The 12,468-nt window shown below is 64.1% G+C and carries 12 protein-coding genes and 1 pseudogene; 10 read left to right on the top strand and 3 right to left on the bottom strand.

The window, feature by feature from the left end; translation table 11 throughout:
* Positions 1-47 precede the first annotated feature (47 nt).
* The 4 genes and pseudogenes from bfr (at position 48) to QJT82_RS12020 (ending at position 3,460) form a co-directional block, all read left to right on the top strand.
* A complete protein-coding gene (gene bfr / locus QJT82_RS12035) occupies positions 48-530 on the top strand; it encodes a bacterioferritin (RefSeq protein WP_028339454.1) in 483 nt (160 codons plus the stop codon).
* Between the two features lie 328 nt (positions 531-858).
* Positions 859-1,896: pseudogene (gene ftsZ / locus QJT82_RS12030) on the top strand (cell division protein FtsZ); the annotation flags it as partial.
* Between the two features lie 278 nt (positions 1,897-2,174).
* Complete coding sequence (gene trpS / locus QJT82_RS12025; protein ID WP_028339456.1) at positions 2,175-3,176, top strand: tryptophan--tRNA ligase; 1,002 nt, start codon at positions 2,175-2,177, stop codon at positions 3,174-3,176.
* 83 nt (positions 3,177-3,259) lie between these two features.
* Complete coding sequence (locus QJT82_RS12020) at positions 3,260-3,460, top strand: hypothetical protein (protein ID WP_016843073.1); 201 nt, start codon at positions 3,260-3,262, stop codon at positions 3,458-3,460.
* A gap of 11 nt (positions 3,461-3,471) precedes the next feature.
* Here QJT82_RS12020 and QJT82_RS12015 read toward each other — a convergent pair whose 3' ends face one another.
* The 3 genes from QJT82_RS12015 to QJT82_RS12005 all read right to left on the bottom strand — a co-directional run bounded on the left by QJT82_RS12015 (position 3,472) and on the right by QJT82_RS12005 (position 5,752).
* The gene (locus QJT82_RS12015; protein ID WP_259244476.1) at positions 3,472-4,356 is read right to left on the bottom strand and encodes an aldose 1-epimerase family protein; all 885 of its coding nucleotides are present in this window, start codon (positions 4,354-4,356) and stop codon (positions 3,472-3,474) included.
* 116 nt (positions 4,357-4,472) lie between these two features.
* Positions 4,473-5,240, bottom strand: coding sequence for an enoyl-CoA hydratase-related protein (locus QJT82_RS12010; RefSeq protein ID WP_028339458.1), 768 nt, complete (start codon positions 5,238-5,240; stop codon positions 4,473-4,475).
* Between the two features lie 77 nt (positions 5,241-5,317).
* Positions 5,318-5,752, bottom strand: coding sequence for a MarR family transcriptional regulator (locus QJT82_RS12005; RefSeq protein WP_028339459.1), 435 nt, complete (start codon positions 5,750-5,752; stop codon positions 5,318-5,320).
* Between the two features lie 292 nt (positions 5,753-6,044).
* On the opposite strand from QJT82_RS12005, the gene QJT82_RS12000 reads away from it, so the two are divergent.
* The 6 genes from QJT82_RS12000 to QJT82_RS11975 all read left to right on the top strand — a co-directional run bounded on the left by QJT82_RS12000 (position 6,045) and on the right by QJT82_RS11975 (position 12,451).
* Complete coding sequence (locus QJT82_RS12000) at positions 6,045-6,944, top strand: CHAD domain-containing protein (RefSeq protein WP_245288663.1); 900 nt, start codon at positions 6,045-6,047, stop codon at positions 6,942-6,944.
* Between the two features lie 168 nt (positions 6,945-7,112).
* Entirely contained in the window at positions 7,113-7,385 is a 273-nt protein-coding gene (locus tag QJT82_RS11995; RefSeq protein ID WP_028339461.1) for a helix-turn-helix transcriptional regulator, read from the top strand.
* Positions 7,382-9,397, top strand: coding sequence for a hydrogenase 4 subunit B (gene hyfB / locus QJT82_RS11990; RefSeq protein WP_264641711.1), 2,016 nt, complete (start codon positions 7,382-7,384; stop codon positions 9,395-9,397). The genes QJT82_RS11995 and hyfB overlap by 4 nt, the downstream gene beginning before the upstream one ends.
* Positions 9,388-10,344, top strand: a complete 957-nt coding sequence (locus QJT82_RS11985; protein ID WP_028334457.1) for an NADH-quinone oxidoreductase subunit H — start codon at positions 9,388-9,390, stop codon at positions 10,342-10,344. The genes hyfB and QJT82_RS11985 overlap by 10 nt, the downstream gene beginning before the upstream one ends.
* The gene (locus tag QJT82_RS11980; RefSeq protein WP_016843065.1) at positions 10,344-11,006 is read left to right on the top strand and encodes a hydrogenase-4 component E; all 663 of its coding nucleotides are present in this window, start codon (positions 10,344-10,346) and stop codon (positions 11,004-11,006) included. Before QJT82_RS11985 ends, QJT82_RS11980 begins: the two co-directional genes overlap by 1 nt.
* Positions 11,003-12,451, top strand: coding sequence for a hydrogenase 4 subunit F (locus QJT82_RS11975; RefSeq protein ID WP_028339463.1), 1,449 nt, complete (start codon positions 11,003-11,005; stop codon positions 12,449-12,451). The genes QJT82_RS11980 and QJT82_RS11975 overlap by 4 nt, the downstream gene beginning before the upstream one ends.
* The last annotated feature ends 17 nt before the right edge of the window (positions 12,452-12,468 follow it).

The following is a 12,468-nucleotide window of genomic DNA, read 5'->3' as shown; positions in this document are numbered from 1 at the left end:
CCACGCAACCAATCGATCCCGGTGGCACCCAAGAAAAGGAGGGGAGCATGAAGGGCGACAAAGACGTTATCGAACACCTCAACAAAGCGCTGCGCCACGAGCTCACCGCAGTGAACCAGTACTGGCTGCACTACCGCCTCCTCGACAATTGGGGCTACAAGATGCTGGCCAAGGCGTGGCGCAAGGAATCGATTGAAGAAATGCAACACGCAGACAAGCTCATCGAACGCATCATCTTCCTCGATGGATCTCCCAATATGCAGACGCTGGAATCCCTCCATATCGGGAAGACCGTGAAGGCCGTGCTCGATAGCGACTTGCAAGCCGAATTGTCGGCGTACTCCCTCTACGCTGAAGCTGCGACCCAGTGCCATCAGGTCAAGGACTACGTGACACGGGATCTGTTTGAGCAACTCATGCACGATGAGGAAGAGCATATCGATTTTTTGGAAACCCAGATCGAACTCGTCGCGAGGATCGGCCTCGAGCTATATGCCCAGCGTCATATCGGAGAGCTCGACAAGGACTAAAGTGCAAACGACTGCTTTCGGCCCAAATCGGACACCGCGGCGGCGCGGAATTATGACCGCTGCTCGCCCGTTAGGAATTCGTTAACCATCGCGGCCTAGCCTAACCTCATAGCCTGGTCATCATCAGCCGATTGCCGCTCGGTTCGGTCCAGGAACAGCCGGTGTCCGCCAAGACGCTGACATATGCCGCGCCAGGTGCGCGCCTGAAATCTCGCCAGTGGCCGCTCGTCGCTTGCTAAGCGACTGCGCTTGCCGCGCTCACTTTAGGAGCAAAATCCTGGTGTATAGCTCTCATTCCCCAGCTCGGTAGAGCAATTGTGAGGCAAGAATGACCGATATTTGCGAGATGAAGGCGCGCATTACCGTGTTTGGGGTCGGCGGTGCCGGTGGCAATGCAGTCAACAACATGATCGCGGCCGGGCTGCAAGGCGTCGACTTCATCGTCGCCAATACCGATGCACAGGCGCTTACCATGTCGAAGGCCGAGCGCCTCATCCAGATGGGCACGCGGGTGACGGAAGGTCTCGGCGCTGGCTCGCATCCTGAAGTGGGGCGCGCCGCAGCCGAAGAGACGATCGACGCGATCCGCGATTCTTTGACCGGCGCACACATGGTGTTCGTTACTGCCGGCATGGGCGGCGGTACGGGCACCGGCGCAGCGCCCATTATCGCCAAGACCGCGCGCGAGCTCGGTATTAAGTCGGAGGCCAAGCGGTCTTAGGAAGACAAATATGTCTGGCAACTCCTTGGCTCACAGAACGACATGGCTACGATCCGACTTGAACTACTGAAGGTGGTAGATACTCTGCTGATCATCCCAAACCAGAACCTATTCCGGGTGGCCAACGAAAAGACCACGTTCTCCAATGCTTTCGTGTTGGCCGATCAGGTGCTTTATTCGGGTGTGGCCTGCATCAGCGACCTCATAGTCAAGGAAGGTCTGATCAACCTCGATTTTGCCGACGTTCTCGCCGTCATGCGGGAGAAGGGCAAGGCCATGATGGGCAGAGGCGAGGCTTCCGGCGCAAACCGCGTGGTCACCGCCGCCGTAGCCGCGATTTCAAATCCATTGATCGAGGACCCCTCGATCAAGCGTGCCAGCGGGCTCATCATTTCCATCACTGGCGGCAAGGACTTGATGTTATTCGAGGTCGACGAAGCTGCTACCCGCATTCGCGACGAGGCCGACCAGGACGCCAACATCATCATTGGCGCATCGTTTGACGAAAGCCTGGAGGGTATCGTCCGCGTCTCGTTAGTGGCGACCGGCATCGATAATCTTGACCCGGCACCCCACGCGCAACCAGCGGAAAGCTCACTTACAGAGCTCGCCGGCAGGCTGCGCAACGACAGCCGTCAGGTCGCCGGATCGAGCGCGGTACACCGCTGACCGACGCGCACCGCATCGGCGCGTCGGCCAAGTGCGCAACAAAGGAGCTATGCCGTCTTGACCGGCTCGCTTGATTGCCTTACGCCTCACGCCATGAACCGCTCGATCCTGATCGCCAATTTCTGGTGGCTCGCCGACTGACAGGCGGGCCGAACGTGTTCATGCATTTCGGGGCCGCCGCATCGGGCGGCCTTTTTCTTTCACCTCATCCGGCCCGCATGCGGCGTCCCCATTCAACCGAATGGAGACAAGCCGTGACCAAACCGATCATCCTCACCGGCGACCGCACCACCGGGCCGCTGCATCTCGGCCACTACGTCGGCTCGCTCAGAAGCCGCCTCGCGCTTCAGGACAGTCATGAGCAGTTCCTGCTGCTCGCCGACATGCAGGCGCTGACCGACAACGCGCACGACATCGGCAAGGTCCGCGGCAACGTCATCGAGGTCGCGCTGGATTATCTCGCCGTCGGCATCGATCCCGAGCGAACCTCGATCTGCCTGCAATCGCAGCTGCCGGCGCTCGCGGAGTTGTCGATGCTCTATCTCAACCTCGTCACCGTCGCGCGGCTGGAGCGCAATCCCACCATCAAGGACGAGATCCGCGCCCGCGGATTCGGACGCGACATCCCGGCGGGCTTCCTGTGCTACCCGGTGGCGCAGGCCGCCGATATCACCGCGTTTCGGGCCACCGTCGTGCCGGTCGGCGAGGACCAGGCTCCCCTGATCGAGCAGACCAACGAGATCATCAGGCGCGTCAACGCGCTGGCCGGTCGTGCGCTCCTGCAGGAGGCGGTGGCCGTCATACCGCGCGCGGGACGGCTGCCGGGCGTCGACGGCCGCGCCAAGATGAGCAAGTCCGCCGGCAATGCGATTGCTCTCTCGGCCTCGCCCGGTGACATCTCGGCCGCGGTGCGTGCGATGTTCACCGATCCCGATCACCTGCGCGTCGGCGACCCCGGCAAGATCGAGGGCAATGTCGTCTTCAGCTATCTCGACGCGTTCGATGACGATCAGCACGCCGTCGAGGAATTGAAGGCGCGCTATCGGCGCGGCGGTCTCGGCGACGCAGCCGTCAAGCGGCGGCTGGAGGACATCCTGCAAGCCCTGATCGCGCCGATCCGGACCCGGCGCGCCGAGCTGGCAAGCAATCGCGACCATGTCGCTGACGTGATCAGGCGCGGAACCCTGAAAGCCCGCGAGATCACCGAGCGCACCAAGCGCGATGTGATGGCGGGGCTCGGCGTGTTCCAGCTCTGAATGCGCTGTCATCAAACCATGGCAGGAACTGTGCTTGCCTGTAACAGTTGTCCGCTTGGCGAAAACCGGATTTGGAGCTTGTCGTGATCGATCCGAAAACGCTTCTCGAACGCGCCGCACAATTGACCGATCAGGCCAAGGGCGAGGAAGATGCCGGCATCCGCGAGCGGCTGCTGCGCATGGCCGAGCATTACCGCGACCTGGCCGCGCATGAGGCCTGGGCGAACGAGAACCCGCCATCGGTCGGCGCGATCACCAGTGCGCTCAGCCCCCGCGCCCATTGACCTGTGCTTCGTCAGCTCACGCGAATGCGATAGCCCAGTGACCGCCGTGCGCCCGGCGCGACGTGCATGAGGCCGGGCTTACCTGCGAACTCGCCGTCGAATTCGACCGGGCTGGCAAAGCCGTGCCACGGCTCGATGCAGAGGAACGCCGCGCCGCCGGGCTTCGACCAGATGCCAAGTTCGCGAAAGCCGCGCCACGACAGCTCGATCGCGGGCCCCTGCGCAGCAGCAAAGCGAACCGACGCGCTCGCAACCTGATCGAGGATCATGGCGTCGTCGTCGAACAATTGCTCCGACAACGCGAGCACCCTGCTCTTGATCGGACCTGTCTTGATCGGAGTTGGCTCGGCCTGCGGCCTCATCAGTCCTTCCGTCAGCCGCCGGATCGGCGCCGGCTCATCCTTCTCGAAGGTCAGCGCGTAGGCCTCCTTCCGCAACCCCGGAAGCAGCGGCCAGTTGAAGGCGGGATGACCGCCGAGCGAGGCCGACAGCGTCTCGGCGCCGGTGTTGACGATGTCGAAGGCGACATCGAGATCGGCGCCATTAACGGTATAGGTGACCTCGAGCCTGAATGCGAAGGGATAGCGTGCACGCGTCTCTGCATCGTCGATGAGCGCGAGCTTGCATGATCGCGGCCCCTGCTCCACCCAGGCAAAGCGGCGATCGCGCGCGAAGCCGTGCTGCGTCATCGGATAGGTCTTGCCGTTGTGGCGCAGCGTATCGTTCTTCAATCGGCCGACGATCGGGAACAGGATGGGCGCATGGCGCGGCCATTGCGGGCCGGCCTGCCACAACAGTTCGGTCCCGTCGGCATTGCTGAGCGACGACAATTCGGCGCCCTGCGCCAAAATAGTCGCGGCGATTCCGTCGCCGCGCAGCGTGTGACTGTCGCTCATGCCTCGCCTCGCCGGGTTGCGCTATGACCCGACAGGAGATGTTCGAAGCCGGCGAGGCCGTCAACCCCAAAGCAATGGTGCGGCCGACCTCGGCGTGGCGGCGCCACGCTCCGGGCCTACCCCGCAATCTTGGAGAAATCGGGCTGGCGACGCTCGGCAAAGGCCGCGAAGGCCTCGCGTGCTTCCGCACTCATCAGCCGTTCCTGGAAGATCTCACCCTCGCGCGCCATTTGCGCGCTGATCCTGGCGGGGTCGCGCATCAGCGCCTTGGTATGCTGAAGCGAGCCGAACGGCCGCTTTGCCAGCGCGTCCGCCGCCGCGCGGGCCTTGGCGCGCAGCTCCGCCAGCGGCACAACCGCGTTGGCGAGGCCGATCGAGACCGCCGTCTCCGCCTCGACCGGTTCGCCGAGCGCGAACATTGCATAGGCCCGCGCATAGCCGATGCGCTGCGGCAGCAGATAGGTCGACGCCGCCTCCGGCACCAGCGCCAGATTGACGAACGGCGTGATCAGCCGCGCGGTCGGCGCAAGATAGACGAGGTCGCAATGCAGCAGCATGGTGGTGCCGATGCCGACCGCATTGCCCTGCACGGCGGCAATCAGCGGCCGCGTCGCCTTGGCCAAAGCGGCGAGGAAGCGCGTCACGTGACGCTCGCCCTGCACGCCGCGCGACACCGCCGCGAAATCGGCGAGATCGTTGCCCGCGGTAAAGCTGTCGCCGTCGCCCTGCAGCAGCACGGCGCGGATCGCGGAATCGCCTTCCGCGCGCTCGAGCGCGTCGGCCATCGCGCCATACATCGCGTTGGTGATCGCATTCTTCTTGTCCGGGCGCGCCATCGTCACGGTGAGGACACCGCCGTCCAGCGCTACGACCACTTCACTCATGCTGCACTCCTGTTGCTTGCTTGTTGTTTGACGCGTCTTCTTCACGCGAACCGGTACCCACTTCGCTTGAAGACGCTCTAGCTGTCCTTGTCTTTCGGAAACTTGTCTTGCAGGCTGGTCAGCCAACGCGCCACCACGTCGATTTCAGCGTCCGAGAACCCCTCCATCAGACGGTTGTTGATCACCCTGGTCCGCGTTGCGGCGCGTTTGCCGAGCTCATGCCCCGCCGCGGTCAGATAGAGCCGCTGGCTGCGCCCATCCTCGCCATCGCGCCGGCGCTTCACGAGGCCTGCACGTTCCATCCGGTCGGCGAGCCCGCTCATCGCCGACGGCACGATGTCGAGCGCCTGCGAGACGTCGCCGATCAGCGCGCCGTCATTGCGCCCGAGAGAGAACAGCACGCCGGCCTGAGCCGAGGTCAGCTCGTGGGCGGCCGTCTCCTGATCGATGGCGCGCTGCAACCGGCGATAGGCCACGGTCAGGAGAAAGATCAGCCGGTGTTCCGCTTTCATCACGCCGTTATATATTTCGCACGCGAAATATCAAGATACTTCGTGCACGAAATATCCGGCTATTGGCGGAGATCCGTCATTGCGTTCCGCGGTCTCAGAACCCCGCATTCACCCAAACAGCACGCGCTCGGCCGGAACAAGCCGTTCCTATCGGCGCAACTGCGACATTTTGATCCCGCCGCCCGATCGTTGCGCTGCGGCCCGGCAGAAAACCCTTGATCGACGTCGATCAAACGGGAAATCTTTGCATCCGGGAGCCGCGTTGCGGCTCTGGCGGGGTCACGAGAGTGTCATGACGTTAGCGGCAAGTCCGGACAGGGAGCGCGTTGTCCGCCCGAAGCGGGCACGCCATCTCAGCGAAGCCATGCGTTGCGAGACCGCCTTTCGCCTGATCCTGTCCGAGTGCCTCGAGGAAGTCGCGACCAATCACGAGGCCTTGAGTTCCGGCGATCCGGCCGCGCTCCATCAGACCCGCATTGCACTGACACGCCTGAAAGCCGCGATCGCGTTCTACGGCCCGATGGTGGCGGATAGCGAGTGGACGCGACTGAAATCCGAACTGAAATGGCTGAGCGGACATCTCGGCGCAACGCGCGACCTCGACGTCGCGATCGAGAACAGCAAGGGCTTGCCCGAAGAACGCATGCTCCAGACGGCGCGAACCGATGCGTTCGAAGCCCTCAGGGAGGCGTTGCAAAGCGACCGCTACTGGCAGTGGTTCGATGGCATGTGGGACTGGGTCGGCAGCGGCCCCTGGACCACGCGGCAGGATCCCCGTGCCGCGCAACGGCGCGCCGTGCCGGTCTCGGTCTTTCACGCACGGCGGCTGGCGCGGTGGCATGGCAAGCTGTGCCAGAAGAGCCGCGGGCTGCAAGGCATGGGCAAGAACAAGCGGCACCGCGTCCGTCTCGCCAGCAAGCGGCTGCGCTACGCCATCGAGTTCTCGGAGGGCGGCTTGTCCCCTGACGAATACGCGTCATGGCGGATCATCCTGAAGCATCTGCGCAAGGGGCAACAACTGCTCGGCGAATTGAACGACGACGAGGTGCGTCGCGGGTTGCTCGAGAGTGTCGATGCACCCGCGCAGCGCGCCCACGAGCGCAAGGCCAAGCACCAGCGCGTCCACGAGCGGAAGCGCAAGAGCCGGTTGCTGCGCCACGCCGCGGCGGTCTATCGAAAAATCTCCGGCTGAGCGCGCGTCAGCGCAACGTCGTCGGCGCGGCGGATGCGGCTCGCGTCGATGACCACGCGCATGAATGATGTATAAAACATCATTTATTGCCCTTGTGCCATCATTACTTGATGTGCATAAATGACATTCAAATAGACGCGGCTCCTCAAATCGACGGCCATCACTCAGATGATCACCGCGGCGCAGCTACGAGCCGCCAGAGCCTTGCTTGGCATCGACCAACGGCAGCTCGCCGAGCTGTCCGGACTTTCGGTGCCAACCATCCAGCGGATGGAGGCGAGCGAAGGCACCATTCGCGGCAACGTCGACTCGCTCGTGAAACTGATCGACGCGCTCGGCACGGCCGGCGTCGAGGTCATCAATGAGGGCGCCGTCAGCAGCGGCGGCGGCCGCGGGGTGCGATTGAAGGCCGGATCAGGCTCACCGAAGGTGCAGACATGATCCCGGCGGTCACTCAGCAGATCTGGTGTGTAGCCGCCCTGCTGGGAACGACCGCTCTCGCGATTGCAACGAGCCGATCGCGCCAATCGACCGCCATCGTCTACGGCACGACCTTTGCGATTTCGCTGGTCGCATTGGCCGGAGCCCTGTTCGCGCTGATCGCCCGCACCGGCGCGACGGAACTGATGCTGCCGGTCGGCTTGCCATGGCTGGGATCGCATTTCCGCCTCGATGCGCTCGCCGCATTCTTTCTCGTCGTGGTCAATCTCGGCGGTGCAGCCGCAAGTCTTTATGGCATCGGTTACGGCCGCCACGAATCCGCGCCACAGCGCATCCTTCCGTTTTTCCCGGCGTTCCTGGCCGGGATGAATCTCGTCGTGCTCGCCGACGATGCGTTCACCTACCTGCTGTGCTGGGAGTTCATGTCGCTCGCCTCATGGGCGCTCGTCATGGCGCATCACCGTGACGCAGACAATGCCCGCGCAGGCTACGTCTATCTCGTGATGGCAAGCTTCGGGACGCTGGCTCTGTTGCTTGCCTTCGGCCTGCTGGCGGGAGCCGGCGGCAGCTACAGCTTTGCGGCCATCCGCGCCGCCCCGCACACTCCGTCCGAGGCCGCATTGGTGCTTGCACTGATGCTGCTCGGCGCCGGGTCGAAAGCCGGCCTGATCCCGTTGCACGTGTGGCTGCCGCTGGCTCATCCCGCCGCACCGAGCCACGTCTCGGCGCTGATGAGCGGTGTGATGACGAAGGTCGCGATCTACGGATTCATCCGGGTCGTGTTCGATCTGCTCGGGCCGCCAGGCTGGTCGGCGGGTGTCGTGGTTCTCATCCTTGGCGGCGCGACCGCCGTCATGGGGATCCTCTATGCGCTGATGGAGAAGGATCTCAAGCGCCTGCTCGCCTACAGCACGATCGAGAACATCGGCGTCATCTTCGCAAGCCTCGGCCTTGCGCTGGCATTTCAGGCGAACGGCCTTGGCCTCGCGACGGCTCTCGCCTTCACGGCCGCATTGTTCCACGTGCTGAACCATTCGTTCTTCAAGAGCCTGCTGTTCTTCGGGGCCGGCGCGGTGCTGACGTCGACCGGCGAACGCGACATGGAGAAGCTGGGCGGCCTGATCCACCGCATGCCACTCACGAGCTTCGTCTTTCTGGTCGGCTGCGTCGCGATCTCGGCGCTGCCGCCGTTCAACGGGTTCGTGTCGGAATGGCTGATGTTTCAGGCCGTCCTGCAGAGCCCCGACTTGCCGCAATGGCTGCTGAAGATCATGGTGCCCGCGGTCGGCGCCTTGCTGGCGCTGGCGGCGGCGCTCGCCGCCGCATGCTTCGTCAAGGCTTTCGGCATCACATTTCTCGGCCGCGCGCGGAGCCCGGCCGCGGAAGCCGCCGCCGAAGTCGATCGCTGTTCGCTCGCCGCGATGTTCAGCCTCGCCGCGCTCTGCTTCCTCGCCGGCATTCTGCCGGGCCTCGTGATCGACGCGCTCTCGCCGGTTGCGCAGGCCGTGATCGGCCACCGGATGCCGGTTCAGGCGGACGATCCCTGGCTCTCGATCGTGCCGATCGAGGAGAGCCGCAGTTCCTACAACGGATTGCTCGTCTTTGCGTTCATCACCGCCGCAGCGTCGCTCGCGGTGTACTTCATCCATCGCTTTGCGTCGCGCGCGATCCGGCGCGGACCGGCCTGGGGCTGCGGCTTCGCCGATCCGACACCGGCGGCGCAGTATTCCGGCGTGAGCTTCGTGCAGCCGATCCGCCGCGTGTTCGGCACGCTGGTTTTCCAGGCCCGCGAGCATGTCGACATGCCGGCGCCGGGCGAACTGCGGCCGGCCCGCCTCAGGGTGGATATGCACGACCTGGTCTGGGAGCGGCTCTACACACCCGTGGCGGAAGCCGTGTGGTTTTTCGCCGATCGGCTGAACCAGCTCCAGTTCCTGACCATCCGCCGCTACCTGAGCCTGGTGTTCGCAACCCTCATCACATTGCTGCTGGCGCTCGCGATATGGTCGTGATCTCGGACATCCTCGTTCAGCTCGGCCAGATGGCGCTTGTGCTGCTGCTCGCGCCGCTGCTGACCGGCGTCGTGCGCAAGATCAAGGCGCGACTGTTGCGGCGGAAAGGGCCGTCGATCTTCCAGCCCTACCGCGACCTTCTGCGGCTGCTGCGCAAGGAGGTCGTGCTCGCCGAAAACGCGTCCTGGCTGTTTCGCGTCACGCCCTATGTGACGTTTGCGGCCATCTGGGTCGCGGCGGCGCTGGTCCCGACATTTGCGACCGGCCTGCAATTCAACTGGAGCGCCGACCTGATCGCGATCGTCGCCCTGCTCGGCAGCGCGCGCTTCTTCCTCGCGCTTGCCGGCATGGACGTCGGCACCAGCTTCGGCGGCATCGGCTCCAGCCGCGAGGTGATGATCGCCGCACTCGCCGAGCCGGCCATGCTGCTGATGGTGTTCTGCGTCGCGCTGATTGCCGGCTCGACACAGCTGTCGACGGTCGCGACCTTCATGGCGTCGTCGGAAGTCGGACTGCGCGTCTCGCTCGGCATGGCGATGATCGCCCTCATCATGGTGGCGCTCGCCGAAAACGCGCGCATCCCGGTCGACAACCCGGCGACGCATCTGGAGCTGACCATGGTGCACGAGGCGATGATCCTCGAATATTCCGGGCGTCACCTCGCCATGATCGAGTTCGGCGCCTTCCTCAAGCTGCTGCTCTACATCTCCCTGATCATCTGCGTGTTCTTTCCGTGGCAGATCACCACGGAAGGCGCGGGGCCGCTGTCCTATCTGGTGAGCGTTGCCGCCTATATCCTCAAGCTTGCGGTCGCGAGCTTCCTGCTTGCCGTGTTCGAGACCGCGACGGCCAAGATGCGGGTGTTCCGCGTCCCCGAATTCCTCGGCGCCGCGCTGATGCTCGGCCTGCTCGGCACGCTGCTTCGGTTCGTGTCACGGGGCTTCTGATGCACAACCTCGCCTTCGACATTGCCCATCTGCTCGCCGGCGGGCTCGTGCTGATCAGTTTCATGATGCTATACCAGGACCGCCTGTATGCGCTGCTGAACATCTTCGCACTTCATGCCGTGGTGCTCGCAGCTTCCGTCGCCTGGCAGGCCTTCATCCAGAATGCGCCGCATCTCTACGTGACCGCAGCCATCGCACTGGTCTTCAAGGCGATCGTCATCCCGGTGGCGCTGCATCGGATCATCAAGCAGCTCGGCATTCATCGCGATATCGAGACCGCGGTGAGCATCGGTCCGACCATGCTTGCGGGCATGGGGCTCGTCGCCCTGTCCATGGTGCTGATGCTGCGCGTCACCGGCGCGGCCGATCCGCTGGCGCGGGAAGACCTCGCCTTCGCGCTGTCGGTGGTGCTGCTGGGATTGCTCGTCATGGTGACGCGGCGCAACGCCGTCAGCCAGGTCGTCGGCTTCATGTCGCTGGAAAACGGCCTGGTGCTGGCCGCGACCGGCGCCAAGGGCATGCCGCTCGTCGTGGAGATCAGCGTCGCGTTCTCGATCCTGATCGCATTCATCGTGATCGGCGTGTTCCTGTTCCGCATTCGCGAGCGGTTCGACACCGTCGACGTCGGCGCGCTCGATGAATTCAGGGGGGAGCGCCGATGACTGCCGCGTCGGATGCCGTCACCTGGGTTCTGTTGATACCGATCACCGCCGCGGCGGTGCTGGCCGCGCTGCCCGGCTACCGCTTGACCGCCGGTCTCAATATCGTGGCCAGTCTCGGCACCTTGCTGGCCGCGCTTTCGCTGCTCGTGGTCGAGCGCCCGCAACCCGGCCAGTACCTGCTGATCGACGATCTCAACATCGTCTTCATCGTGCTCAACACCTTCGTGGGATTCACCACGAGCGTGTTCAGCGCAAGCTATATCGCCCACGAACTCGAGACCGGGCGGCTGACGCCGGGTTATCTGCGATTCTACCATGCCATGTATCAGGTGATGATGTTCGGCATGAACCTCGCATTCGTGTCGAACAATATCGGCCTGATCTGGGTCGCGGTCGAGGTTGCCACGCTCACCACCGTCCTGATGGTCGGCATCTACCGGACCCATGCGGCGCTGGAAGCGGCCTGGAAGTATTTCATCCTCGGCAGCGTCGGCATCGCGCTGGCGCTGTTCGGCACGATCCTGGTGTACATGGCGGCGCTGCCGGTGGTCGGCGAGGGTCAGGACGCCATGGTGTGGACGGTGTTGATCAGCCGTGCGGCGACGTTCGACCCGGCATTGCTCAACGTCGCCTTCATCTTCCTGCTGCTCGGATACGGCACCAAGGTCGGCCTGGCGCCGCTGCACGCCTGGCTTCCGGATGCGCATGCCGAGGGCCCGACCCCGATTTCCGCCGTGCTTTCCGGCCTGCTGCTCAACGTCGCGCTCTACGCGGTGCTCCGCTTCAAGATCCTGCTCGCCGCCAATCCGGATGCGATATCGCCCGGACCGCTGATGGTGACGATGGGGCTGACCTCGCTGCTGTTCGCGGCCTTCATGCTTTACCGCCGCCGCGACATCAAGCGGCTGTTCGCCTACTCCTCGATCGAGCATATGGGGATCATCGTGTTTGCGTTCGGCATGGGTGGACCGCTCGCCAACTTTGCCGGCCTGCTCCACATGGTGATGCACAGCCTCACCAAGTCGGGAATCTTCTACGCGGTCGGCCACATTGCACAGGTGAAGGGCACGCAGCGGATCGCCAACATTCGCGGCCTGACCGAGTCGCATCCGGCACTCGGCTGGAGTCTCGTGATCGGCGTGGTCGCGATCGCCGGCCTGCCGCCGCTGGGTATCTTCATGAGCGAATTCCTGATCGTCAGCTCCACCTTCGCGCGCCAGCCGCTGCTCGCCATCCCGCTGGTGTTCGGCCTGCTGCTCGCCTTCGGCGCGCTGATCCTGCGCCTGACCAGCCTTGCGTTCGGCGAGCCGCGCGGCAATGCCGCGCCGGCGGATGCGTCCTATTTGCCGATGTTCGCGCATTTCGCGCTGGTGCTGTCTGCGGGCATCTACCTTCCGGGACCGCTGGTCGTCTGGTTCCAGCACGTCGCCAACCTGCTGGGTTAGCGCGAGGGAGAACGGGA

It is taken from the genome of Bradyrhizobium sp. Mp19, from assembly GCF_029952935.1.
Lineage (GTDB): Bacteria > Pseudomonadota > Alphaproteobacteria > Rhizobiales > Xanthobacteraceae > Bradyrhizobium > Bradyrhizobium elkanii.
The sequence above is the reverse complement of the archived record's forward strand: the minus strand, read 5'-3'. Positions and strand labels throughout refer to the sequence as shown.

Bases quoted from the DNA above. Each gene is read 5' to 3' on its own strand.
- QJT82_RS12005 (WP_028339459.1), bottom strand. From the start codon at position 5,752: ATGAAAGCGGAACACCGGCTGATCTTTCTCCTGACCGTGGCCTATCGC.
- bfr (WP_028339454.1), top strand. From the start codon at position 48: ATGAAGGGCGACAAAGACGTTATCGAACACCTCAACAAAGCGCTGCGC.
- QJT82_RS11995 (WP_028339461.1), top strand. From the start codon at position 7,113: ATGATCACCGCGGCGCAGCTACGAGCCGCCAGAGCCTTGCTTGGCATC.
- QJT82_RS12000 (WP_245288663.1), top strand. From the start codon at position 6,045: ATGACGTTAGCGGCAAGTCCGGACAGGGAGCGCGTTGTCCGCCCGAAG.
- QJT82_RS11985 (WP_028334457.1), top strand. From the start codon at position 9,388: ATGGTCGTGATCTCGGACATCCTCGTTCAGCTCGGCCAGATGGCGCTT.
- hyfB (WP_264641711.1), top strand. From the start codon at position 7,382: ATGATCCCGGCGGTCACTCAGCAGATCTGGTGTGTAGCCGCCCTGCTG.
- QJT82_RS11980 (WP_016843065.1), top strand. From the start codon at position 10,344: ATGCACAACCTCGCCTTCGACATTGCCCATCTGCTCGCCGGCGGGCTC.
- QJT82_RS11975 (WP_028339463.1), top strand. From the start codon at position 11,003: ATGACTGCCGCGTCGGATGCCGTCACCTGGGTTCTGTTGATACCGATC.
- QJT82_RS12015 (WP_259244476.1), bottom strand. From the start codon at position 4,356: ATGAGCGACAGTCACACGCTGCGCGGCGACGGAATCGCCGCGACTATT.
- QJT82_RS12010 (WP_028339458.1), bottom strand. From the start codon at position 5,240: ATGAGTGAAGTGGTCGTAGCGCTGGACGGCGGTGTCCTCACCGTGACG.